The 24,188-nt window shown below is 44.7% G+C and carries 18 protein-coding genes and 4 rRNA genes; 9 read left to right on the forward strand and 13 right to left on the reverse strand.

From position 1 onward, the window contains the following. The first annotated feature begins 12 nt into the window (after positions 1 to 12). The 3 genes from ACXAER_RS09925 (at position 13) to ACXAER_RS09935 (ending at position 4,732) form a co-directional block, all read left to right on the forward strand. Positions 13 to 3,102 carry an error-prone DNA polymerase gene (locus ACXAER_RS09925; protein WP_474828843.1) on the forward strand — a complete coding sequence of 1,030 codons (3,090 nt, stop codon included), beginning with the start codon at positions 13 to 15 and terminating at the stop codon, positions 3,100 to 3,102. A gap of 142 nt (positions 3,103 to 3,244) precedes the next feature. Then, positions 3,245 to 4,036 (forward strand): hypothetical protein, encoded by a 792-nt coding sequence (locus ACXAER_RS09930; protein WP_474828845.1) that lies wholly within the window; start codon positions 3,245 to 3,247, stop codon positions 4,034 to 4,036. A gap of 165 nt (positions 4,037 to 4,201) precedes the next feature. Beyond that, positions 4,202 to 4,732, forward strand: coding sequence for an acyloxyacyl hydrolase (locus ACXAER_RS09935; protein WP_474828847.1), 531 nt, complete (start codon positions 4,202 to 4,204; stop codon positions 4,730 to 4,732). Positions 4,733 to 5,125: 393 nt separating this feature from the next. On the opposite strand, the gene rrf (ACXAER_RS09940) is transcribed toward ACXAER_RS09935, so the two are convergent. The 5 genes from rrf (ACXAER_RS09940) to ACXAER_RS09960 form a co-directional block, all read right to left on the reverse strand. Further along, positions 5,126 to 5,240 (reverse strand): 5S ribosomal RNA (rrf, locus tag ACXAER_RS09940). Between the two features lie 139 nt (positions 5,241 to 5,379). Further along, positions 5,380 to 5,495: ribosomal RNA gene (gene rrf / locus ACXAER_RS09945) — 5S ribosomal RNA — on the reverse strand. Positions 5,496 to 5,630: 135 nt separating this feature from the next. Continuing rightward, positions 5,631 to 8,506, reverse strand: a 23S ribosomal RNA gene (locus ACXAER_RS09950). Between the two features lie 333 nt (positions 8,507 to 8,839). After that, a 16S ribosomal RNA gene (locus tag ACXAER_RS09955) occupies positions 8,840 to 10,372 on the reverse strand. Together the 16S, 23S and 5S rRNA genes form the textbook arrangement of a ribosomal RNA operon. A 383-nt stretch (positions 10,373 to 10,755) precedes the next feature. Beyond that, complete coding sequence (locus ACXAER_RS09960; protein WP_474828849.1) at positions 10,756 to 11,583, reverse strand: UDP-N-acetylglucosamine 2-epimerase; 828 nt, start codon at positions 11,581 to 11,583, stop codon at positions 10,756 to 10,758. 344 nt (positions 11,584 to 11,927) lie between these two features. Between ACXAER_RS09960 and ACXAER_RS09965 the strand changes: the two genes are divergently transcribed. After that, the gene (locus tag ACXAER_RS09965) at positions 11,928 to 12,470 is read left to right on the forward strand and encodes a gamma carbonic anhydrase family protein (RefSeq protein ID WP_474828851.1); all 543 of its coding nucleotides are present in this window, start codon (positions 11,928 to 11,930) and stop codon (positions 12,468 to 12,470) included. On the opposite strand, the gene aroE is transcribed toward ACXAER_RS09965, so the two are convergent. Beyond that, positions 12,467 to 13,306 carry a shikimate dehydrogenase gene (gene aroE / locus ACXAER_RS09970; protein WP_474828853.1) on the reverse strand — a complete coding sequence of 280 codons (840 nt, stop codon included), beginning with the start codon at positions 13,304 to 13,306 and terminating at the stop codon, positions 12,467 to 12,469. The genes ACXAER_RS09965 and aroE overlap by 4 nt on opposite strands. Here aroE and ACXAER_RS09975 point away from each other — a divergent pair. Then, positions 13,305 to 13,736 (forward strand): group II truncated hemoglobin, encoded by a 432-nt coding sequence (locus ACXAER_RS09975; RefSeq protein WP_474828855.1) that lies wholly within the window; start codon positions 13,305 to 13,307, stop codon positions 13,734 to 13,736. The genes aroE and ACXAER_RS09975 overlap by 2 nt on opposite strands. A gap of 115 nt (positions 13,737 to 13,851) precedes the next feature. Here the strand turns inward: ACXAER_RS09975 and ACXAER_RS09980 are convergent, their stop codons facing one another. The 7 genes from ACXAER_RS09980 to ACXAER_RS10010 form a co-directional block, all read right to left on the reverse strand. Further along, positions 13,852 to 14,532: an OmpW family outer membrane protein gene (locus ACXAER_RS09980; protein WP_474828857.1), complete on the reverse strand. Its 681-nt coding sequence runs from the start codon at positions 14,530 to 14,532 to the stop codon at positions 13,852 to 13,854. A gap of 213 nt (positions 14,533 to 14,745) precedes the next feature. Beyond that, a complete protein-coding gene (gene hemF, locus ACXAER_RS09985; RefSeq protein WP_474828858.1) occupies positions 14,746 to 15,678 on the reverse strand; it encodes an oxygen-dependent coproporphyrinogen oxidase in 933 nt (310 codons plus the stop codon). After that, on the reverse strand, positions 15,675 to 16,280 hold the full coding sequence (tsaC, locus tag ACXAER_RS09990; protein WP_474828860.1) for an L-threonylcarbamoyladenylate synthase type 1 TsaC: 606 nt from the start codon (positions 16,278 to 16,280) through the stop codon (positions 15,675 to 15,677). The genes hemF and tsaC overlap by 4 nt, the downstream gene beginning before the upstream one ends. A 33-nt stretch (positions 16,281 to 16,313) precedes the next feature. Then, positions 16,314 to 16,856 carry a DNA topoisomerase family protein gene (locus ACXAER_RS09995; protein WP_474828862.1) on the reverse strand — a complete coding sequence of 181 codons (543 nt, stop codon included), beginning with the start codon at positions 16,854 to 16,856 and terminating at the stop codon, positions 16,314 to 16,316. Positions 16,857 to 16,940: 84 nt separating this feature from the next. Continuing rightward, complete coding sequence (locus tag ACXAER_RS10000; protein ID WP_474828864.1) at positions 16,941 to 17,417, reverse strand: DUF494 family protein; 477 nt, start codon at positions 17,415 to 17,417, stop codon at positions 16,941 to 16,943. A gap of 1 nt (position 17,418) precedes the next feature. Next, positions 17,419 to 18,549: a DNA-processing protein DprA gene (gene dprA, locus ACXAER_RS10005; RefSeq protein WP_474828866.1), complete on the reverse strand. Its 1,131-nt coding sequence runs from the start codon at positions 18,547 to 18,549 to the stop codon at positions 17,419 to 17,421. Between the two features lie 40 nt (positions 18,550 to 18,589). Continuing rightward, complete coding sequence (locus ACXAER_RS10010) at positions 18,590 to 19,651, reverse strand: LysM peptidoglycan-binding domain-containing protein (protein WP_474828868.1); 1,062 nt, start codon at positions 19,649 to 19,651, stop codon at positions 18,590 to 18,592. Positions 19,652 to 19,870: 219 nt separating this feature from the next. Between ACXAER_RS10010 and def the strand changes: the two genes are divergently transcribed. The 4 genes from def to trkA all read left to right on the forward strand — a co-directional run bounded on the left by def (position 19,871) and on the right by trkA (position 24,104). Further along, complete coding sequence (gene def, locus ACXAER_RS10015; protein ID WP_474828870.1) at positions 19,871 to 20,380, forward strand: peptide deformylase; 510 nt, start codon at positions 19,871 to 19,873, stop codon at positions 20,378 to 20,380. 8 nt (positions 20,381 to 20,388) lie between these two features. After that, entirely contained in the window at positions 20,389 to 21,339 is a 951-nt protein-coding gene (fmt, locus tag ACXAER_RS10020; RefSeq protein WP_474828871.1) for a methionyl-tRNA formyltransferase, read from the forward strand. A gap of 2 nt (positions 21,340 to 21,341) precedes the next feature. Continuing rightward, positions 21,342 to 22,661 (forward strand): 16S rRNA (cytosine(967)-C(5))-methyltransferase RsmB, encoded by a 1,320-nt coding sequence (gene rsmB / locus ACXAER_RS10025; protein WP_474828873.1) that lies wholly within the window; start codon positions 21,342 to 21,344, stop codon positions 22,659 to 22,661. Positions 22,662 to 22,724: 63 nt separating this feature from the next. Continuing rightward, complete coding sequence (gene trkA, locus ACXAER_RS10030) at positions 22,725 to 24,104, forward strand: Trk system potassium transporter TrkA (protein WP_136782368.1); 1,380 nt, start codon at positions 22,725 to 22,727, stop codon at positions 24,102 to 24,104. Positions 24,105 to 24,188: the final 84 nt, after the last annotated feature.

Below are 24,188 nucleotides of genomic sequence, written 5' to 3' on the forward strand. Positions count from 1 at the left end.
AAAGGCGAAACCATGAAATACAGCGAACTCTTTTGCCAAAGTAATTATAGCTTTCTTTGCGGAGCCTCCTCTCCTGCAGAACTTGTCACAACGGCGTCTTTTCTTGGCTATGACGCGCTTGCCATTACAGATGAGTGCTCAGTAGCGGGAGTCGTACGGGCTTTCGATGAAATTAAGCATCAGGGTCTGCCTATTAAGCTTATCGTTGGCAGTTACTTTGTATTCGATGACACTTTATCTTTTGTACTGCTGTGCCCGAACAAACCAGCCTACAGTGAACTGTGCCGAATTATAACTAACGCCAGGCGTCGCTCTGAGAAAGGTGAATATCAACTAGCTGAGTGGGACTTGCGTACCATTCGCCATTGCAAATTCATTTGGTTACCAAGCGGCAAAGAAGCCCACGACAAGCATTGGGCTGAATGGCTGCAAAAACACCCTAGTATTGATGCCTATATTGGCGCTCAGCGCCTATTAGACGGGCAGGATCATCAGAGGTTTGCGCACTACAACCATTTACAGTCTGCCTACTCCTTTCCGGTTATTGCCTGTACAGGTGTACTCATGCATCACGCTGACAGGCTACCGCTTCAACATGTTTTACATGCTACACAACAGCATACCAGTGTAGATAAAATAGGCCGGGAAGCATTGAGTAACGCAGAACGTAGTCTGCGAACCGTACAAAAAACTAAGAAGCTTTACCCTGAGAAATGGATAGCCAATACCAATGCCCTAGCCCAGGTATTCACGTTTTCTTTAGAAGAGTTGCGCTATCACTATCCTTCGGAACTGGTGCCACAGGGCTATACACCCACATCGTATTTACGGGAGCGCGTAGAAGCCGGTATTAAAGTACGCTTTCCTGAAGGTATAACCTCTGAAATTCGCCAAATTATAGAAAAAGAACTAACACTTATTGCCGAACAAGAATACGAGTATTTCTTTTTAACCATTTACGACATTGTTCAATTTGCTAAGCAGCAGCGTATTTTGTACCAAGGACGAGGGTCGGCAGCTAACTCTGTAGTGTGCTATTGCCTAGAGATAACGGCTGTAGATCCAAGGCAAATAAGCGTACTGTTCGAGCGTTTCATATCTAAAGAACGTAACGAGCCGCCCGATATTGATGTGGATTTTGAGCATCAGCGCCGTGAAGAGATCATTCAATACATTTATCAAAAATACGGCAGAGAAAGGACAGCTATCGCGGCTACCGTTATTTGCTACCGCTTTAAATCAGCGTTTAAAGATGTGGGTAAAGCGCTTGGTTTTAGCGAGTCACAACTTGATTTTGTGGTAAAACAAATTAATCGCCGAGACAGCGTTATTCCGTGGAAGTCTCAGCTAGCGGGGCTTGGGTTAAACCCTGAGGAGCCTAGAGTACAGCAGTTAATTACCCTTACCGAAGCTTTACTGGGTACGCCCCGACATTTATCGCAGCATGTAGGCGGTTTTGTTATTAGCGCAGGGCCGCTCTACGATCTCGTTCCTGTTGAAAACACCGCGATGGAAGACCGCACTATTATTCAGTGGGATAAGGACGACATTGAAACCTTAGGTCTATTAAAAGTGGATGTACTCGCGCTTGGGATGTTAAGCGCTATTCGTCGTGCATTTTCTCTTATCAACAAGCAATATCCGGTTGAAACCAGTATTCCATTTATTACTAAGCTTGGAGATGACAAACAAGTTTTCGATATGATTTGTCGTGCCGATACCGTAGGCGTTTTTCAAATAGAATCACGAGCTCAGATGTCTATGCTGCCAAGGCTTAAACCCCGTCGTTATTACGATTTAGTTGTACAAATAGCCATTGTACGGCCAGGTCCGATTCAGGGTGATATGGTCCACCCTTATTTGATACGCCGCCACGGCAACGAAACCATTAGCTACCCATCGAAAGATGTGGAAAAGGTGCTATCTCGCACTATGGGTGTACCTATCTTTCAAGAGCAAGTGATTCAGCTTGCCATGGTTGCCGCTGGCTTCAGTGGCGGAGAAGCCGATCAACTGCGTCGCGCAATGGCAAGCTGGAAAAAAGACGGTAGAATTTTTGAGTTCAGAGACAAGCTTATTAAGGGGATGACGGATAAAGGCTATGACAGTACGTTCGCCCACAACTTATTTGAACAAATAAAAGGCTTTGCAGGTTACGGCTTTCCTGAATCTCATTCGGCATCTTTTGCAGTATTAGCTTATGTGTCTTGCTGGCTGAAGTTTTACTTCCCCGCCGAATTTTACGTGGCGCTGTTAAATAGCTGGCCCATGGGGTTTTATTCTCCTTCTCAGTTAGTTCAAGATGCTAAGCGTCATCATATACGGGTAGAGGCGCCCTGCGTGAACCAGTCAAACGCAGAGCACACTTTGGTTGTAAAAGGCCAAGAAAAGTACATTCAGCTTGGTCTTAAGCTTATTAAGGGTTTAAGTGAAGCGTCGTTTCAGATTATTGTTCAAAACCGTTCAGATGAAGGCTACACCAACGTTGAACAGTTACAGCAGCTATCGATAAAAAGTAATGAACTAGAGGCACTTGCCAGCGCAGATGCACTTCGTACTATTTCAGGGAACCGGTACGAAACCCGCTGGCGAATTATGGATACACAAACGCGTTTACCGCTATTTGATACCGATGATTTTTATGCAGATAAAAGTGCCGCAACCCTTGACGCTAAACCCTCTGAAGCAGAAAACTTACTTGAAGATTATGCCTCGACAGGCTTGTCTGTAAATAACCATCCTATTTCATTGCTTAGGCAGCAACATGAGCTTAAAGACATAAGCTGGTCAAATTCACTTAAAGACAAAAAAAATAAGTCTGTAATTAAAGTACTTGGGGCAGTAACTGGTCGACAGGCCCCAGGCACTGCCGCAGGCGTCACCTTTCTGACCTTAGAAGATGATATAGGCAATATAAATGTTGTGGTATGGCAAGCTACCGCTCGTGCTCAACAACAAACATTTTTAAAAGCTAAACTATTACAGGTAAATGGTATTATTGAACGCTCCAAAGAGGGAGTTATTCATATCATCGCAGGTAAGCTTATTGATCGGACGCCGTGGCTCGAAAAGCTGTCATTAAGTTCAAGAGATTTTCACTGAGTATTTTACACCCGCAAAACGATAAATTATGGTGTATAGATACGCGATTTATTTTTGTATTAAAAAACTTCCTCTCAAGGAAATGCTTCAAAGATAATTTATTTGTATATTGTAAATTGCTGTAGTCATTTTGGAGTTTAGAATGATGCGATGTATTGGGCTTTTCATTGGCTGTTTGTTTAGCCTTAATATTTATGCAGATAAATATGTGATTGGCGCACAAAACTTAGCTTATTTCCCCCATTACGATTTTGCATCATCAACAGATAAAGGGGTTGCCTGGTCAATTTTAGAAGCTTTTTCTGAAGCTTCGGGACACGAGTTTGTGTATTTAAGCTTGCCTATAAGACGGCTTCAACTCGAGTTAGTTAAAGGTAATGTTGACTTTGTATACCCTGATAATAGAGGCTGGTATAACAGCATTACCACTTCAAATGACAAGTACTTTTCCCTCCCATTAACCAGCGCAGTAACGGGGACAATTGTAAAACGACAGAACGCTGGGAAAGGCATCGAAAAAATAAAAAACCTCGCCATGCCGTTAGGCTTCACACCGGTAAATTGGCAAGAAAGAATAGACACTCAACGTACCCAAATAACTTGGGTTACGGATATTCAACAAGGCTTGGCGCTTTTGTACCAAGAACGTGTAGACGGGTTAGATTTAGAGTATTTCGTTAGCCAGCGATCTGCTCCTCTATCATATGAGCAAGACGCATTTACTTTAGATTTGACACTTCCACATAATGAAATTCCTTTTTCCCTGTCTACGCTTTATCATCAAGACATTATTAATGAACTTAATAAGTTCATATCCTCAAATCCAGAATTAATTGATAGCATAAAAACAAAATACGGAATAACCCCGATTGAGAAATTGTCTCAGCAGCTTCTTAACGAACAAGGATTGGAAATTGAAGAGGTTTGGAAATAATAAAAACGCGCTATGGAAACCCTTGTAAAAACTTCAATAATGTCAGTAAAGTAGACTTTCTAAAACTAAAGCCCCACTAATTCTAGAGCCCTATCCGACTGAAATAGCGGCTTTTTTTTGATTGGATAATTTTTTGCTTGTTGATCATCAGATCAAGGAGCAATCATGAAACAGTTATCACTACTTTTATTTTCTTTTTTAATCATTTTTACCGCTAATAGCGCGCAGGCAAGGCAAACTGTCAGTGTAGACTATATGCACGGATTTGATGATATCGACGGTATGCGCTTCGCATACAGACCACTTGAACAAACATTAGCGACAGATTGGTTTGGCGACATAAAGCTTTACTGGGAAGTGAGCGCGGTTGTTTGGGAATATGGCGAGAACGATACGCACAGTACAAGTTATGGCGCATCACTGACTCCTGTTTTTATGAAACAGGTAACCACACTATATGACAAGTATCCTGTATATATAGAAGCAGGTATTGGCGCAAGCTACATTGGCGATCAAAAAGTGGCTGGTAAAGATATTGGATCTAACTACCAATTTGAAGACAGATTAGGTGTGTTTGTAGAGATCGATAAAAAACAACACGTTGCTCTGCGTTACATGCACTTTTCAAACGGCGGCTTTAACAACAACAACCCCGGATTAGACTTCCTAAACCTATCCTACGCCTACCACTTTTAAAGAAATGGGGTCAGAGTACATTTTTGCACTGCAAATAACGACGCTAGGCTGTGTTGTTACACTGTTAAGATCATTTATTCAAAAAAGTACACTGACCCCATTATTCTATATTCAAGCTGACTTGTCCCTCGGCCTCTTTATGATAAGGAAATAGAGGCTTCAGGCTGCCCATAAAATGGGATGGAAAAACTTTGGGGTCAGAGTACATTTTCATTCCGCAATCATTGGGTCAAGGGCTGTTTTGATTTCGAGGAGTATTAGAAGTATTAATGTACTCTGACCCCTTTTTGATGTTTTAAAGGGGGAAGATTGGGGATTAATGTACTCTGACCCCATTTTTTTGTTTCTTCCAGACGCAAAAAACCCGCCGTTAGGCGGGTTTTTCTTAATGGGACCTGGCAGTGTCCTACTCTCACATGGGGAAACCCCACACTACCATCGGCGCTAATACGTTTCACTTCTGAGTTCGGAATGGGTCAGGTGGTACCGTATCGCTATGGCTGCCAGGAAAAACTGGTTTGCAGTAGCGTTTACTGCGTAAAGCTGAGAACTCTCAACTTCACTAAATTCTGTGAGCTCGCATATAAAATGCTGTAGCTTCTATATAAAGCAAAAAACCCGCCGTTAGGCGGGTTCTTCTTAATGGGACCTGGCAGTGTCCTACTCTCACATGGGGAAGCCCCACACTACCATCGGCGCTAATACGTTTCACTTCTGAGTTCGGAATGGAGTCAGGTGGTACCGTATCGCTATGGCTGCCAGGAAAAACTGGTAACAATTTGGGAAAGATAATATTAATTCAATCAGTGAGTAACTACTTTTCACTCTACTTTCTGCTCATTTTTCAGAGCTTAGCTTGTCTACAACACGCAAAAGCCTAAAGCTTTTTGGGCGTTGTATGGTTAAGCCTCTCGGGCAATTAGTACAGGTTAGCTTAACGCCTTACAACGCTTCCACACCCTGCCTATCAACGTCATCGTCTATAACAACCCTTCCAGAACTTAAAGTTCAGGGATGACTCATCTTTGGGCCGGCTTCCCGCTTAGATGCTTTCAGCGGTTATCCGTTCCGAACATAGCTACCGGGCAATGCGATTGGCATCACAACCCGAACACCAGCGGTTCGTCCACTCCGGTCCTCTCGTACTAGGAGCAGCTCCCATCAATCATCCAACGCCCACACCAGATAGGGACCGAACTGTCTCACGACGTTCTAAACCCAGCTCGCGTACCACTTTAAATGGCGAACAGCCATACCCTTGGGACCGACTTCAGCCCCAGGATGTGATGAGCCGACATCGAGGTGCCAAACACCGCCGTCGATATGAACTCTTGGGCGGTATCAGCCTGTTATCCCCGGAGTACCTTTTATCCGTTGAGCGATGGCCCTTCCATACAGAACCACCGGATCACTATGACCTACTTTCGTACCTGCTCGACGTGTCTGTCTCGCAGTTAAGCTAGCTTATGCCATTGCACTAACCTCACGATGTCCGACCGTGATTAGCTAACCTTCGTGCTCCTCCGTTACTATTTGGGAGGAGACCGCCCCAGTCAAACTACCCACCAGACACTGTCCACAATCCCGATAAGGGACCAATGTTAGAACATCAAACATACAAGGGTGGTATTTCAAGGACGGCTCCACACAATCTAGCGACTGTGCTTCAAAGCCTCCCACCTATCCTACACATGTAGGTTCAATGTTCAGTGCCAAGCTGTAGTAAAGGTTCACGGGGTCTTTCCGTCTAGGTGCGGGTACACAGCATCTTCACTGCGATTTCAATTTCACTGAGTCTCGGGTGGAGACAGCGTGGCCATGGTTACACCATTCGTGCAGGTCGGAACTTACCCGACAAGGAATTTCGCTACCTTAGGACCGTTATAGTTACGGCCGCCGTTTACCGGGGCTTCGATCAAGAGCTTCGTCCGAAAACTAACCCCATCAATTAACCTTCCGGCACCGGGCAGGTGTCACACCCTATACGTCCTCTTACGAGTTTGCAGAGTGCTGTGTTTTTAATAAACAGTCCCAGCCACCTGGTCACTGCGGCCTCCATTTGCTTACCACGCGAGGTGTTCACAAACAGAGGCGTACCTTCTCCCGAAGTTACGGTACAATTTTGCCGAGTTCCTTCACCCGAGTTCTCTCAAGCGCCTTAGTATTCTCTACCTGACCACCTGTGTCGGTTTGGGGTACGGTTCATATAATCATAAGTTTAGAAGCTTTTCCTGGAAGCAGGGCATCAACAACTTCACTCCCTTGGGAGCTCGTCTCGTGTCTCGGCCTTGAAAACCCGGATTTACCTAAGTCTTCAGCCTACGCACTTTCACTTGGACAACCAACGCCAAGCTTGCCTAGCCTTCTCCGTCCCTCCATCACTGATTATATAAGTACGGGAATATTAACCCGTTTCCCATCGACTACGCATTTCTGCCTCGCCTTAGGGGCCGACTTACCCTGCCCTGATTAGCATGGGACAGGAAACCTTGGTCTTCCGGCGTGGGAGTTTTTCACTCCCATTATCGTTACTCATGTCAGCATTCGCACTTGTGATATGTCCAGCAAGCTTTACAACTCACCTTCATCCACTTACACAACGCTCCCCTACCCAGCATGTAAACATGCTGCCGCAGCTTCGGTATATTGCTTAGCCCCGTTACATCTTCCGCGCAGGCCGACTCGACTAGTGAGCTATTACGCTTTCTTTAAAGGGTGGCTGCTTCTAAGCCAACCTCCTAGCTGTCTATGCCTTCCCACATCGTTTCCCACTTAGCAATATTTTGGGACCTTAGCTGGCGGTCTGGGTTGTTTCCCTCTCCACGACGGACGTTAGCACCCGCCGTGTGTCTCCCGGATAGTTCTCATTGGTATTCGGAGTTTGCAAAGGGTTGGTAAGTCGGGATGACCCCCTAGCCTTAACAGTGCTCTACCCCCAATGGAATTCGTCCGAGGCTCTACCTAAATAGATTTCGGGGAGAACCAGCTATCTCCCGGTTTGATTGGCCTTTCACCCCCAGCCACAAGTCATCCCCTAACTTTTCAACGTTAGTGGGTTCGGTCCTCCAGTTGATGTTACTCAACCTTCAACCTGCTCATGGCTAGATCACCGGGTTTCGGGTCTATACCTAGCAACTAAACGCGCAGTTAACACTCGCTTTCGCTACGGCTCCGCTATTCGCTTAACCTTGCTACTAAATATAAGTCGCTGACCCATTATACAAAAGGTACGCAGTCACCCCGAAGGGCTCCCACTGCTTGTACGTATACGGTTTCAGGTTCTATTTCACTCCCCTCACAGGGGTTCTTTTCGCCTTTCCCTCACGGTACTGGTTCACTATCGGTCAGTTAGGAGTATTTAGCCTTGGAGGATGGTCCCCCCATATTCAGTCAAGATAACACGTGTCCCGACCTACTCGATTTCACTGTAAAGATTGCGTCGTGTACAGGGCTATCACCTTGTATCGCTCCTCTTCCCAAAGGATTCCACTACATTCAATACAGCTTAAGGGCTGTTCCCCGTTCGCTCGCCGCTACTAGGGGAATCTCAATTGATTTCTTTTCCTAAGGGTACTTAGATGTTTCAGTTCCCCTCGTTCGCCTCGTTACACTATGTATTCATGTAACGATACCTATAAATAGGTGGGTTTCCCCATTCGGACATCTGTGGTTCAAATGCATTTTGTCGGCTCACCACAGCTTTTCGCAGACTTACACGTCCTTCATCGCCTCTAACTGCCAAGGCATCCACCGTATACGCTTCGTCACTTAACCATACAACCCCAAACAGCCTTTTGACTTCTGTCTAAGTTATGTCGTATGCATGACAAGCTAATCGGAAGAATTGCCTTGCTATCAAATCATCGATTGATAACAAGCAATTCAGTCAAGTAGAGTAAAAAGTCATCTTTCGATTTCTCAGTTACTCAATTTTGATTGATTACTATTAATATCAGCTTTCCAAATTGTTAAAGAACATAGTGCTTAATTCAAAACACTTAGGTTTGATCTTAAATCAAAGCTAAGGGCTTTTATTTAAGTCATCTTTAAATATAAACAAAACAATCTGTGTAGGCACTGCATCAAGTGCGTCTATCGACGTAATGGTAAGGAGGTGATCCAACCCCAGGTTCCCCTAGGGTTACCTTGTTACGACTTCACCCCAGTCATGAAACACAAAGTGGTAATCGTCCTCCCGAAGGTTAGACTAACTACTTCTTTTGCATCCCACTCCCATGGTGTGACGGGCGGTGTGTACAAGGCCCGGGAACGTATTCACCGCAGTATTCTGACCTGCGATTACTAGCGATTCCGACTTCATGGAGTCGAGTTGCAGACTCCAATCCGGACTACGACATTCTTTAAGGGGTCCGCTCCACATCACTGTCTCGCTTCCCTCTGTAAATGCCATTGTAGCACGTGTGTAGCCCTACACGTAAGGGCCATGATGACTTGACGTCGTCCCCACCTTCCTCCGGTTTGTCACCGGCAGTCTCCTTAGAGTGCCCAACTTAAGGCTGGCAACTAAGGACAAGGGTTGCGCTCGTTGCGGGACTTAACCCAACATCTCACGACACGAGCTGACGACAGCCATGCAGCACCTGTGTCAGAGTTCCCGAAGGCACCAATCTATCTCTAGAAAGTTCTCTGCATGTCAAGTGTAGGTAAGGTTCTTCGCGTTGCATCGAATTAAACCACATGCTCCACCGCTTGTGCGGGCCCCCGTCAATTCATTTGAGTTTTAACCTTGCGGCCGTACTCCCCAGGCGGTCTACTTAGCGCGTTAGCTTCGCTACTCACGACTTAAAGTCACAAACAGCTAGTAGACAGCGTTTACGGTGTGGACTACCAGGGTATCTAATCCTGTTCGCTACCCACACTTTCGCACATGAGCGTCAGTCTTTGGCCAGGGAGTCGCCTTCGCCACTGATGTTCCTCCAGATATCTACGCATTTCACCGCTACACCTGGAATTCCACTCCCCTCTCCAAGACTCTAGTCTGCCAGTTCTAAATGACCATCCCAGGTTGAGCCCGGGGCTTTCACATCTAGCTTAACAAACCGCCTGCGTGCGCTTTACGCCCAGTAATTCCGATTAACGCTCGCACCCTCCGTATTACCGCGGCTGCTGGCACGGAGTTAGCCGGTGCTTCTTCTGTTGTTAACGTCACGGCTAGCAGGTATTAACTACTAACTTTTCCTCACAACTGAAAGTGCTTTACAACCCGAAGGCCTTCTTCACACACGCGGCATGGCTGCATCAGGGTTTCCCCCATTGTGCAATATTCCCCACTGCTGCCTCCCGTAGGAGTCTGGGCCGTGTCTCAGTCCCAGTGTGGCTGATCTTCCTCTCAGAACAGCTAGAGATCGTCGCCTTGGTAAGCCTTTACCTTACCAACTAGCTAATCTCACTTGGGCCTCTCTTTGCGCCGGAGCCGAAGCCCCGTTTGGTCCGTAGACATTATGCGGTATTAGCAGTCGTTTCCAACTGTTATCCCCCTCGCAAAGGCAAGTTCCCAAGCATTACTCACCCGTCCGCCACTCGTCATCTTCTAGCAAGCTAGAAATGTTACCGTTCGACTTGCATGTGTTAGGCCTGCCGCCAGCGTTCAATCTGAGCCATGATCAAACTCTTCAATTAAATATATCGAAATATGAATCGTCGTTGTGACACTCTTAACGAGTGCCCACACAGATTGTCTTGTCTAAATTTTTAAAGAACGTTGCGACTTCGTCGCAATTCACTAGAAGCCGTTGCTTCTTAGTGACTCACCCTGTTCGAGTGAGGTGCGCATTATACGCTGGAAGTTTTCAGTGTCAACACTTTTTGAAAATTTATTTTCGAAAGCGCTTCTTCTAAACTCCCGTCTTTACTGGCCTATAAAGGTAGTAGAGACTTACTTCAGAAGGGTTGCTGTTTTGCTTTTCCCCCGAAGCGGATGCGCATTTTAGGGAAATGAGCGCTCACGTCAACACTTATTTTAAAAAAAGTGTCATATTGGCTTTGAACGCTCAAAATACCAACTACTTCCAGTATTTTAGCTTATTCCTTAACCTGAACTTGCGCCACAGGTTAAGCGGCTTAGCTTTTATCTTACCTTTATAGTTACTATTAAAGTCATCGACTGCATCTAAAATACGTTCGCAATTACGTCCATCTCTATAGGCTTCATGATAATGGGCTAAGTCATTAACCTCTTTCATTAATGATGCTGGTCGCGTCAACGCAGTTTCGATGACGTTTTCTACTTCGCTTACTTCTGTGACATTAAGTAAATGTTGTCCAGGGTTTGTATTGCGATAAGTGACAACAGGTTTGTTCATCATCATAAACTCTAAAATTATAGAGCTGCTGTCACACAACATGACATCTGATTGCTGAAAGTCTTCAAGACGCACATTATCGACAAAGGTAACGTTACTATTTTCATCTGCCAAAGCACGGTATCTATTTAATAGTGCTTGATCGTTGAGTTTAGGATGAAATGTTAAACGCCAATTCCATTTCTTTTCTTTCACTAACTTACTTATTGTGTCGACAAGTATAGGAGCAGAGGTAATGCCTTTAGAAAAAGTGGTGGCGTAGAGAATAGTGGGAACATCGTTTTCCTTCTTATGTGAAGAAAAGTAGTCATCCACTTTAGCCAAACCTGTTTGGTACACTTTAAAAAACTGATGTTTTACCTCAAGCTGCTTGAAATACTCTGTGCTACTTGGCCCCTGAGTACAGTACATATCAAACCACCCACGAATAGAGAAGTGATAGATGATATTTCCACACGCAAATATGGCTAAGGGGTTGTATTCAACAACATCATTAATAGTGTGAAGACGAATTTCATCAGGCTTCAAAAGATCGGGACATTTTCCTTCCAAAAACCACGCTACTTCGTCACCTCTAGCCCTAATGGCCTCTTGTAGTGGTCTATAAATAGGATACGCATAGGAAAGGGCAGTGAAAAATACATAGCGCTAGGGCATTACAACGTCTCGATAAATTCTATTAGCAAGCTACATTATCATTTTTCTCCTTGTGATTTACTACCCTCCTCTTCGCGTGTTGCAATGTAAGGATAGTTACCTGTTGCTTAAAGCATTACAGGTAGGCTCTGTAACCACCCTATCAGTACCAACTCATCTATATTGCTGTTAAAGTTTGCGTAATTCACTTTCTGCATAGTTTATATGAGTGTGTAATGTATAAATCGATTGATAGTTTTAAAGGTGTTTCTCCTACATTAGGAGAGAAAGTCTATGTTGATGACTCGGCAAGAATCGTCGGTGATGTAGTTTTAGAAGATGATGCGAGTATTTGGCCGCTGGTTGCTGCACGCGGTGACGTGAACAAAATTCGTATTGGTGCCCGTTCTAATGTTCAAGATGGCAGTGTTTTACACGTTACCCGTAAATCTGAGAAAAACCCCAACGGCTTCCCACTTATTATTGGTGAGGACGTTACCGTTGGGCATAAGTGTATGCTGCATGGCTGCCAATTGGGTAATCGTATTCTGGTCGGTATGGGCGCTATTGTAATGGATGGCGTTGTTGTTGAAGACGATGTGTTCATTGGCGCAGGTACATTAGTACCTCCAAACAAAAGATTAGAAAGCGGATTTCTTTACGTTGGAAACCCCATGCAAAAGAAAAGGCCACTCAACGACGCTGAATTGGCATTTCTAAAACAGTCTGCCGTTAACTATGTTGTATTGAAAAATGAGTACCTTGAAGAAGCGAACTAGTTTCGCTTCTCACTTTGCTCAACAATATCTCTAACCTGTTTCACAATGTCCGAGGTATCGGGGCGCTTTTGTGTCCATATATAGAAAGCTTCTGCCGCTTGCTCAACCAGCATCCCTAACCCATCTATTTGCGTACTGACACCTAGTTCGGCCGCATCTCTCATAAAGCGCGTAGGTGAATTTTTATAAACCATGTCGTAAACCACTTCACAGTGTTCTAAAACACCATCGTTCAAACTACACGGCAACTCATTACTTAAACTAGCGGCTGTTGAATTGATAATAATATGAGGTGCTATCGTTGCGATATCTTCAAGGGACACCACCTGCACTTTAGCGTTAGACGTGGCGCTTGCGACTTCTTCAGCTTTTGCTTTGGTTCTGTTCGCAATAGTCAGTGAAGCAGCACCCGCTTTTAACAACGGAGAAATAACGCCTCGGGCTGCGCCGCCGGCACCGATAAGCAACACGCGTTTGCCCTTAATTTCCACTCCACTATTAAGTAAATCATTTACCAACCCCACACCATCTGTGTTGAACCCCAGCAGTTCACCGCTGTCACCATTCATTAGAGTATTAACAGCTTGTGCATCTTTAGCTGCTTGGTCATCTACCTTTGCTAAGTTAAAGGCATCAAGCTTAAAAGGCATGGTAACATTGCAGCCTACAGCACCTTCTTGAGCTAAAAACGCTTTAGCAGCTTCAACAAAACCATCTTCAGGCGCAAGTATCTTTTCATAAGAAATCTTTTCTCCAACTTGATCTGCAAACATTTGATGAATAGTTGGTGATAAACTCTGTGCAATAGGATTTCCGAATACAGCGAATTTTTTCATGGGAATACGAGACTTATTTAATATAAAGAAGAAAAGCGATAGTCGTGCTTCGCAGAGTACACCATATGAGCGTATAGGTGGAGAGGAGAAAGTACGGGAATTAGCAAATACGTTTTACGACATTATGGAGACCGACCCATTAGCCAATGAACTACTTGCTATTCACCCTCAGCCATTAGACAGAATTCGCCATGTATTCTTTTTATATTTAAGCTTATGGCTGGGTGGTCCTGATGATTATCAGCAGCAATTTGGCCACCCGCGTCTACGTGCACGCCACCTTCCCTACACCGTAACACCAGAGTTAAAGGCCCAGTGGATGTATTGTATGCGAAAAGCCATGTTTAAAACGGTTGAAGATATCGCCTTAGCTCAACAGTTACTTGATGCACTCGATCAACTTGCCAATCACATGGTGAATACAAAATAAAAAAGCGCGTTGAAAAGATTAACCTTTTAACGCGCAAGTCCCCTGTTACTGTCTACGCTCTTGTTGGCGTATAAAGTAGTGCAATTGTGAAAGCTTCAACTGTTAGGTTTAGGCTTTAGAAGGTGTAACCTACCGATATCGTATATACCCAAGGATCTATTTCAATATCACTCACCTTTCCAGCAGCATCACCTACTTTAAAGGTGGCTTCTGTATCAATATCAATAAATCGAACCGATGCATTGATGTGCCATTTGGTATCTATTTGGTAATCCATTCCCACCTGTGCTGATAAGCCAAATGAATTATCAAGCGATAGGTCGCTTAAGCCAGCTGTTTCATTCGCACCTGTAAACCCTTCATCAAAGATAAAGGTGTAGTTGATACCTGCACCAATGTACGGCTGAAATGCAGAGCTGGCATCATTAAAATAGTAGTTTGCGGTAAGCGTAGGTGGAAGGTGTGTAACTTCACCAAGCTGATTCCCTGTGCCTAGAGGGTCTGCCACAGAAAAGTTCACGTCGTGCTTAAAGGGCGTTGCGGCAAGCAGCTCGATATTAATATTATCGGTAATAAAGTACGCTACATTTAAACCTAGTTGAGTATCGTTATCGATATTAAGGGCCACGCCAAGATCAGTTCCACCCGCTACGATGTTAGAAGTCGATTCGTCAGGAGCAACGGTAGTAAGACCGCCACGAACAATCCAGTCGCCCTGTTGATGAGCGTTAGCTAAAGGTGAAAGTGCAGCAAGTGTAAGGCAAAGTGCAGATGCAGATAAAAAGTGTTTGCGCATGATGTGTCTCTTTTGTGTTTAACTAAGATGACGCTACTTTACGCCCTTGGTTAAGAGAAACATTGATCCAGCGCAAGCTTGATAACTCACTGAAACAAAGATGATATTCGGACTTGATTCAGATCAAAACACGCCGTATGTTCATTTCACACGGCGTGTTTTGTTATTGATGACTTTAGTTAAAACAGTAGAAGCGACCTTACTGCGTTAAATTCACCAGTCAGTAGGCTTTAACCAGTCAGTTAACTTAGCTTCAGCGCTACCCGGTGCCGGCGTATAGCAATACTCCCAGCGGGCTAAGGGCGGCATCGACATTAAAATAGACTCTGTGCGCCCTCCGGTTTGTAATCCAAACAGGGTACCGCGGTCGAATACTAGATTGAATTCGACGTAGCGACCTCGGCGATAAAGTTGGAAATCACGCTCTCTTTCACCAAAGTCGGTTTGCTTACGGCGTTCAACAATAGGAACGTAAGCATCGATGAAACCATTGCCTACCGCCTGCATAAATGCAAATGACTGTTCAAAGCCCAGTTCGTTCAGGTCGTCAAAGAACAACCCTCCCACGCCGCGAGTTTCGTTTCGATGTTTTAAATAAAAATAGTCGTCACACCACTTTTTATACTTAGGGTATACATTATCGCCAAACGGCTTACATAATTTCTTTGCAGTATCATGCCAGTGCACAACATCATCTTTGAACGGATAAAACGGCGTTAAGTCAAAACCACCGCCAAACCACCAGATAGGTGCTTCACCTTCTTTTTCCGCAATAAAAAAGCGAACATTAGCGTGTGACGTTGGGATATACGGGTTATGTGGGTGAATAACAAGTGATACGCCCATTGCCTGAAAGTTTCTTCCCGCAAGCTCAGGACGATTTGCCGTTGCTGATGCAGGCATTTGACTGCCAAACACGTGAGAAAAGTTAACGCCGCCCTGCTCAATCACCGCACCGTTTTTTAAGACTCGAGAGCGACCACCTCCCCCTTCTTCACGCTGCCAACTGTCTTCGACAAACTGACCTTTCCCGTCGGCGAGCTCGAGGGTTTGGCAAATGGTGTCCTGCAGCCCTAGTAGATAGCTTTTTACTTGTTCGATTACTTCAGCGGCATTTTTACCGTCCAGTAATTCTGCTGACGTCATGCTCTTATTACCTCTGCTGTGTCACCATCGCGAATGGTACTGGGTTTAGTTGCACCGCCTACTGCACCGTCAACGTAGAAGACGGAATCAGCGAATACGGCTTTTGCTTCTTCAGTGGTGATGGCTGGCGGTTGACCGGTTAAGTTAGCGCTTGTAGAAACTAACGGTTTACCTAACTTGTTGCACAGCTCTAGTACTACTGGATGATTAGTTACACGCACAGCTATTTTATTATGCTTGCCGGTTAACCAAACCGGCGCCGATGACGACTTAGGTAATAGCCAAGTATTAGGGCCTGGCCAGCTAGAGAAAATATCGGTGCGTCGGTGTGGTCGTATGGCGTTGTCGTTGACATAGGGCAATAGCTGACTGTAATTGGCAGCTATTAAAATAACGCCCTTTTCTACCGGTCGTTGTTTTATCTCTAACAACGCATTTACCGCTGCTTCGTTGTCCGGGTCACATCCAATGCCCATTACCGCTTCGGTTGGATAAACGATTAAACTTCCCGCTTCAAAAGCGGCAACAACAGGGTCTACTTCAGACGAATTAGCCTCAACGGGGGTAAACGTGTTTACGTTCCCATTTTGGATATCAGACATGGTTTTAATCTCTACGTATAGTTCTTCGTATAATTACTTTTTATAGCCGCAAGCCGGCTGAGGACACTGTAACTGCCCCTTTTTGTCTATCAATACTCCCCAACCGCAGTCTGGGCAGCTTTCATTAACCGGCGTGAAATTTAGCACATATCGACATTGTGGATAATGGTTGCACGCAAAAAACTGTTTGCCGTATTTGTTAGTACGCGAGATTAGATGCCCTTTCTTACACTTTGGACAATCCACCAAAGTATCTTCTTTTTCTTTAATGGGCTCTATGTGATGGCATGAAGGAAAATTTGTACAGCCGATAAACATGCCAAACCGCCCTTTCTTTATGGCTAAGTCGGATGCGCATTCAGGGCAGGCTACACCGTCTAAGGTTTTCAGTATGGTGGTTTGTTTATCGTGAAGTGGCTTACTAAAGCTACATTCCGGATAGCCCGCACACCCGATAAAAGGGCCGGATTTACTGTTCTTTATATGAAGAGGTTTACCGCACTCGGGGCAATCTCCGAAATTATCATCGAGAGCATGCTCGTGCGCTGAAAAAAGTGAGTGGTCTATTTTAGACATGTATTAGACGTTAAGGCCTTAACGCGCTGTGATTCACAGCGCATTTTGTAAGTAAAGATTTAAGTATCGGTGACTACGACTACACTAATGCAGCACGCCATCTGGCTCTTCGAACAAAAGATCTTCCATTTGTTCGTAGGCTTTCTCTTTGCCAGGTACGTTGAATAGTACCATTAGCACAACCCACTTGAGGTCTTCTAAACAGAATTCATTGGAATCGATTTCCATTACCCGATCTATCACCATTTCACGTGTAGACGCATCTAGTACATTAACCTGTTCTAAGAACATAAGAAAACCACGACATTCCACATCTAAACGCATCTGTTCTTCGTGGGTGTAGATACGGCTTAAGCTAGTGCTAATCCCTTTACACAAGTACGGCTTGATATCCGTTTCTTGAAGAGCCGCTAGCTTCTCTAACCAAGCGAGGGCTTTATAAATCTCATCGTGATGGAAACCTGCACGCACAAGTTCTTCCGTTAATTCGTCTTGATCAACACGAATTTCCGTTTCACTGTGAATGAAGTTTTCAAACAGATACATGAGGATATCGAACATATTATTTTCCCCTCAATTTAACGTAACCACCAGGGACAGCGGCTACTAAACCACGCAACTCATATTCTAATAAAGATGCCATTGCTTGCGATACAGATAAGGCATTGCGCTGGGCTATAACATCAATAGCGGTGATGTCATAATCCACACTAGCTAATAATTTATCGGTTGCCAAGCTATTCGCTGCACTTTTTTCGTTGGGCTCGTTTACATCCAAGCTCAGTTGTTCAGGCTGAAAACTAATTTCATCAAGAATATCGTTAATATTAATTACTAATTTGGCGCCCTGCTGGATTAACCAATGGCAGCCTTCAGAGTACGCGTGAAAGATACTACCAGGTACAGCGAATACTTCTCGTCCCAAATCTGCGGCCAAATTCGCAGTTATCAAGGTACCGCTCTTAATTTTTGCCTCTACCACTAAAGTTCCAAGTGATAACGACGCGATAATTCTATTTCGCCTAGGGAAATGCCAGGGTTTAGGGCCTACACCAGGGAAGAACTCTGTCACCAATGCCCCCTGGCACTCAATAATTTCTTCAGCCAATGAAAGGTTTTTCGTTGGATAACAATTATCTGGCCCCGTACCCATAACTGCAATTGTTCCGCCCTTTTCTTTCATGCTTCCTTTATGTGCCGCGCCATCTATTCCCGATGCGAGCCCACTCGTAACCGTTACACCATTGGCAGACAAGCCCTTTGCAAAATTTTCAGCAATAGACTTCCCATGAATGCTTGCTCGTCTGCTTCCAACAATGGCCACTTGTGGCGCACTGAGCAATGAGCTTTCGCCCTCAACAAACAAAACCAATGGAGGGTTACTTAACTGCTTTAATCTTTTTGGGTAAAAGGGTGATTCAATAGATATTATGGACCGGCTAGCCTCTCTTTCGAGCCATTTAATTGCTCGCCCCACCCGCGAAGGTGACATTTTTGTTGTCAACGCTTGAATATGCGGAAAATCAGATTGGTGCTGATATAAATCTAATGGTTTTATACCTGAAGCTACAATAGCATCAAGCCATTTTTTGCTTGGTATTGAGTGTGCAGAGGCAAAATTCAACCAAGCAAGATCTTGTTCGGTTAGCGTTTGAGATGATGCTGAAGTATTTTTAGAAATAAAAGGCGTCATTGCCGCTCCTGATAGTAAGCGGCAATGAAACTTTTAAGGGTTAAGGGTTAGCAACTATATTACCGCGCTTGACACCTTTACTCGCTCGCGTAATTAAACCATAACTTGCCGCATTAAAGGTTTTAAACACTATTAACTCACCAATTTTAAGTGCTGGTTGATGAACCGTATTAATAAACAAGTCACCTTTAGCACCGGGCTCATCAGTATAGCGAGGGTTCTCTTCGTTAATTATTGAAGGCCCCTGAGCGTATATACCCATAACTGTACCTGGCTCAACTTGATTGCTACCCAAGTCCAATATCACGACGTCGTATCTTCCAAGTAAATCATGATCGTGAAGATCGCCAATCACAGCACCACGAGTGCTAGTAGCTGCTTTGAGCTCGAAGCTTTCAGGGTGTTCAAAACCTCCAGATAACAGCTTGTCACCGCGTCTTGCTTCTTGGTTTACAGTATCGATGTAAAGCAAGATAGCGTCTTCCGATTCACCTTCTTTTATGACGTCTGCTGTCGAAATATGAGTCGCCTGAATACCCAGCACATTTCCTTTAAGGTCGGTAATGGTATCGTGCTTTCTTACTACTCTGTACTGTTCCTCAGTACTGTTTTGTTTTTGACCTAAAACAAAATCGTTAGAAGAGAAAACAATATTGCCATCGCCATTACCAAGCACGCGCGGCAACATTTCATATGCAGCTTCGTCAATAATAGTGTGCTGTTTAATAAAAGGGGCAATAGTTTCCCAAGCCAGTACATCAATAGGGTTTGGTTTTACTCTTTTATCTGCGTTTGGTGATAAATTGAAGGAGGGTTTGTCTCGTTGAACTGACAATACAGGTTTGCCATCAACGATAGTAAGAACAATCACATCTCCTGGATAAATTAAGTGAGGGTTCTCTATTTGAGTGTTGGTACGCCATAGTTCAGGCCATAACCAAGGCTCACTTAAAAATACGCTTGAAATACCCCAAAGCGTATCTCCCTTTTTTACTGTGTAAGTTTTTGGCGCATCATCCTTGAGTTGAAGCGCAAGTGCGGGTAGCGCAAATAGCATGCATAGTGCTATCGCTAACGGTCTACGAATTTTACTGAATCGCATTTTGAATTTTACCACCTCTAATACACTCCCTGCTGTTTATTGTTGTTTTTCCAGACAACATTACTATATCAGTACATCTATTTAATATTAAAGGCTTTAGTAAAAAACTGCACGAAAGCCTCGATATAAGTTAGAATAATAACCCAAATCTTTATGTAAAGCGTGCTAATAAATTGATCGTATACCAATTTATACAGCGAAAAGGTGAAATGATAGGCCATGGCAATTTTAGACGTATTAAGCTTTCCTGATGAACGTCTTCGCACGGTAGCTAAGCCGGTTGAAGAAGTTAACGACGAAATTAAACAATTGGTATCGGACATGTTCGATACCATGAAAGACGAGAACGGTATTGGCCTTGCTGCAACGCAAGTTAACCGTCATGTTCAAGTTGTTGTAATGGACGTATCGGAAGATCAAAACGAGCCACGCGTATTTATAAACCCTGAAATTACTCGCAAAGATGGTTCAACTATTAGCGAAGAAGGTTGCTTGTCTGTTCCAGGTAACTACGCCAAAGTTGAGCGCGCAGAAGCGATAACTGTTAAGGCGCTAGACCAAAACGGCGAGACTTTTGAGCTAGATGCTGAGGGCCTGCTGGCTATCTGCATTCAGCATGAGTTGGACCATTTAAAAGGTAAACTGTTTATTGATTACCTTTCACCACTTAAACGCCAGCGTATTCGTAAAAAGCTTGAGAAAGAAGCGCGTCTTGCTGCAAAAGCATAAGGTATAACGTGACAACTCCATTAAAAGTGATTTTTGCCGGTACTCCGGATTTCGCAGCTAAGCACTTATCAGCGTTGCTAGAAACTGAGCACGATGTTATCGCTGTTTACACTCAGCCAGATAGACCCGCTGGGCGTGGTAAAAAGCTTACAGCTAGTCCGGTTAAAGTGCTAGCCGAAGAAAATGCCATTCCTGTGTATCAGCCTCAGTCGTTAAAAGCGCCAGAGGCACAGGAAGAGTTAGCCTTGCTAAAGGCCGATTTAATGGTGGTGGTTGCTTATGGCTTAATATTGCCTACAGCAGTATTAAATGCGCCTAAGCTAGGATGCATTAACGTTCACGGCTCTATTCTGCCCAAATGGCGCGGGGCTGCTCCAATCCAGCGCGCTATATGGGCGGGTGACGCTGAGACTGGCGTAACCATAATGCAAATGGATGAAGGCTTAGATACGGGAGATATGCTGCATATCGCAACATTACCCATTGCATCTAAAGATACCAGCGCCACCTTATATGAAAAGCTTGCAGAGCTAGGGCCACAAGCGTTGGTAGACGTCGTTAATGCGTTTGATAGTTACACGCCCACCAAACAAGACGACTCTCAAGCGACCTACGCTAAAAAACTATCCAAAGAAGAAGCGCTTATCAATTGGGCAGACGATGCCGAGCAAATAGAACGAAACATTCGCGCCTTCAACCCTTGGCCAGTAGCGTGGATGAAGGTCGAAAATCAGAACGTTAAAGTATGGTCTGCTAGCGTTGTGCCGTTAGAAAAAGACGTTGAGCCAGGTACTGTAGTTAGTGCCAATAAAGAAGGCATTACTATCGCTACCGGGCGCGATGCACTTTGCATCACATCACTTCAAATTCCAGGTAAAAAGGCGCTACCAGCGTCAGACGTTATCAATGCTCGCCAAACGTGGTTTGAAGTGGGTCGTTGTCTGACACAAGCGGACTAAACGTGAAACCATTACCCCTTCCCAAGCAAAAAAACCTGCGCGCAGATTGTGCGTGGGTCATTTATCAAATTTTAGAGCAAGGCAAATCATCGCGTGAATGCTTAGAACGCGTTCAGCGCAGACACAACGCCAAAGATAACGCATGGATTCAAGAAATGTCGTTAGGGGTAATGCGTCGCCTTCCCCTTTTGCAACACTGGCTACGCTCTTTGCTAGATAGACCCTTAAAGGGAAATAAAAAGGTTATTGAGCACCTTATACTTCTTGGCTTGTACCAGCTTAACTTTTCACGTGTTAGTAACCATGCTGCAGTAGGTGAAACCGTTGCTGCAGCGTCTTATTTAAATGCAGCAGCGCTTAAAGGCTTGGTAAATGCGGTATTACGCAATTTTCAGCGAGAGAACCTTGCCGACAAAAACGTTGACGATGCCATTATAAACAGCGGTTTACCTAAGTGGCTGTTTAAGGCAATAGAAAACGCCTATGGCGCCGATGCCGACCAAGTGCGTAGCGAAACTAACGCTATGGCTCCCATCTGGCTTCGTGTAAATAAGCTGCAAACAACATTGGCAGCATTCACCGAGGCGCTAGATAGTGTTGGCGTAGAATATACCCTTAGCGACAATCACGCAGATGCAGTAATTCTGGCTAAACGTGAAGACATTACGTCCCTGCCTGGCTTTGATAAAGGGCACTTTGCGGTGCAAGACGGTGCAGCTCAATTAGCCGCACACTACTTACAGCCACAAGCAAATGAGCGTATTTTAGATTGTTGCGCTGCACCAGGTGGTAAAACCGGGCATATTGTAGAATGCGAACCGAATACTAAGTACGTGCTGGCACTTGATGCCGACGCTACACGCCTAAAACGCGTAGAAGAAAACATGACGCGCCTTAAACACGTTGTGGATATTAAGCAGGGTGATGCAGCTAATCCAGAAACTTGGTGGGACGGAAAGCCCTTCGATAGAATATTACTGGATGCCCCCTGCTCTGCTACTGGCGTTATACGACGCCACCCAGATATTCGCTGGCTTCGAAAATCCAATGACATCGACAATTTAGCGCAGCTACAACGCCGCATATTAGATACGCTGTGGGGCCTATTAAAACCAGGCGGCACCTTGCTTTATGCAACCTGTTCTATTTTACCAAAAGAGAACATGGCGCAAATACAGCAGTTTCTAGCCGACACGCCAAACGCCAAGTTATCGCCTGTAGTGAAAACAGAAACCATAGATAAACCTGGACGTCAGATAACGCCGGGGGAAGAACAAATGGATGGTTTCTATTATGCGAGGCTGGTAAAGTCGTCAGACTAAGTTTAATAGTTGTGCAGGTTACATAGTTATGGCCTGCACAGATATGAAGGCAAAATAATAACGATGAAGATCATCATTTTAGGGGCCGGACAAGTAGGCGGAACTCTTGCTGAAAACCTAGTAGGTGAAAATAACGAAATTACCGTTATTGACTCTGACCCCACTATTCTGCGCGCGCTGCAAGACCGTCTTGATTTGCAGGTTGTTACAGGTGTGGGTTCACACCCTGATGTATTGCGCAAAGCCGGTGCGGAAGATGCTGATATGCTGATAGCCGTAACCAATAGTGATGAAAGCAACATGCTTGCCTGTCAGGTTGCCTATAGCCTTTTCAAAACGCCCACAAAAATTGCCCGCGTACGCTCAGAACAATACATTATTTACCAAGAGCAGCTATATAAGCAGCAAGACATTCCGGTAGACCACATTATTGCCCCAGAGCAACTGGTAACCAAGGCAATTAAACGCCTTATCGATTATCCCGGTGCCCTTCAGGTTGTTGAGTTCGCAGAAGGCAAGGCAAGCTTGGTAGCCGTTAAAGCCTATTACGGCGGCTTATTGGTAGGCCACGCGTTATCTGCACTTAAAGATCACATGCCTAATGTGGAAACCAGGGTTGCAGCTATTTACCGTCGCGGCCGTCCTATTCGTCCACTGGGCACGACGGTTATAGAAGCAGACGACGAAGTATTCTTTATTGCCGCTACCAAGCACATTCGTGCAGTTATGAGTGAGCTTCAAAAGCTGGAGTCTAGCTACAAGCGAATTATGATAGCCGGCGGAGGTTTAATTGGCGCAGGGTTAGCGAAGAAGCTTGAACACAATCATAACGTTAAGCTTATTGAATACAGCCCAGAGCGGGCAAAGTATTTATCTGCCAACTTAGATAAAACCATTGTCTTCAGTGGTGACGCGTCTGATCCTGAATTACTCAGCGAAGAGAATATCGAACAGGTCGATGCCTTCATTGCGGTTACCAACGATGATGAAGCGAATATTATGTCGGCCATGCTGGCAAAGCGTATGGGCGCGCAAAAAGCCATGGTGCTTATTCAGCGAAGTGCTTACGTAGATCTCGTTCAGGGTGGCGAGATAGACATTGCGTTTTCACCACAACAAGCCACTATTTCGGCACTACTTACGCACGTGCGCCGTGGTGACATTGTTAACGTTTACTCATTACGTCGTGGCGCGGCAGAGGCTATTGAAGCCATTGCCCATGGCGATGAAAACACGTCTAAAGTGGTTGGCAGACAAATTGGCGATATTAAGCTACCTCCAGGTACGACTATCGGTGCTATTGTTCGCGACGAACAGGTGATTATTGCTCATAGTGATACCAAGATAGAAGCTAACGATCACGTTATTTTGTTCTTGGTGGATAAGAAGTACATCAATGATGTAGAAAAGCTGTTCCAGCCTAGTGCATTCTTCTTTGGCTAGCGCTAAGCCTCTCTTTATTGGCGCTTTGCAAAGATATCTGAGTACAGTGATTCGAATATAGACTTATAGAACAAAGGGCGATAA

This window comes from Alteromonas sp. AWJ4_199 (assembly GCF_056159165.1).

Excerpts from the sequence above, each read along its gene's own strand:
- hemF (WP_474828858.1), bottom strand. The coding sequence starts at position 15,678 with ATGACGTCAGCAGAATTACTGGACGGTAAAAATGCCGCTGAAGTAATC.
- ACXAER_RS09965 (WP_474828851.1), top strand. The coding sequence starts at position 11,928 with ATGTATAAATCGATTGATAGTTTTAAAGGTGTTTCTCCTACATTAGGA.
- ACXAER_RS09935 (WP_474828847.1), top strand. The coding sequence starts at position 4,202 with ATGAAACAGTTATCACTACTTTTATTTTCTTTTTTAATCATTTTTACC.
- ACXAER_RS09995 (WP_474828862.1), bottom strand. The coding sequence starts at position 16,856 with ATGTCTAAAATAGACCACTCACTTTTTTCAGCGCACGAGCATGCTCTC.
- aroE (WP_474828853.1), bottom strand. The coding sequence starts at position 13,306 with ATGAAAAAATTCGCTGTATTCGGAAATCCTATTGCACAGAGTTTATCA.
- trkA (WP_136782368.1), top strand. The coding sequence starts at position 22,725 with ATGAAGATCATCATTTTAGGGGCCGGACAAGTAGGCGGAACTCTTGCT.
- ACXAER_RS09975 (WP_474828855.1), top strand. The coding sequence starts at position 13,305 with ATGGGAATACGAGACTTATTTAATATAAAGAAGAAAAGCGATAGTCGT.
- ACXAER_RS09930 (WP_474828845.1), top strand. The coding sequence starts at position 3,245 with ATGATGCGATGTATTGGGCTTTTCATTGGCTGTTTGTTTAGCCTTAAT.
- ACXAER_RS10000 (WP_474828864.1), bottom strand. The coding sequence starts at position 17,417 with ATGTTCGATATCCTCATGTATCTGTTTGAAAACTTCATTCACAGTGAA.
- ACXAER_RS10010 (WP_474828868.1), bottom strand. The coding sequence starts at position 19,651 with ATGCGATTCAGTAAAATTCGTAGACCGTTAGCGATAGCACTATGCATG.
- ACXAER_RS09980 (WP_474828857.1), bottom strand. The coding sequence starts at position 14,532 with ATGCGCAAACACTTTTTATCTGCATCTGCACTTTGCCTTACACTTGCT.
- tsaC (WP_474828860.1), bottom strand. The coding sequence starts at position 16,280 with ATGTCTGATATCCAAAATGGGAACGTAAACACGTTTACCCCCGTTGAG.
- ACXAER_RS09925 (WP_474828843.1), top strand. The coding sequence starts at position 13 with ATGAAATACAGCGAACTCTTTTGCCAAAGTAATTATAGCTTTCTTTGC.
- def (WP_474828870.1), top strand. The coding sequence starts at position 19,871 with ATGGCAATTTTAGACGTATTAAGCTTTCCTGATGAACGTCTTCGCACG.
- dprA (WP_474828866.1), bottom strand. The coding sequence starts at position 18,549 with ATGACGCCTTTTATTTCTAAAAATACTTCAGCATCATCTCAAACGCTA.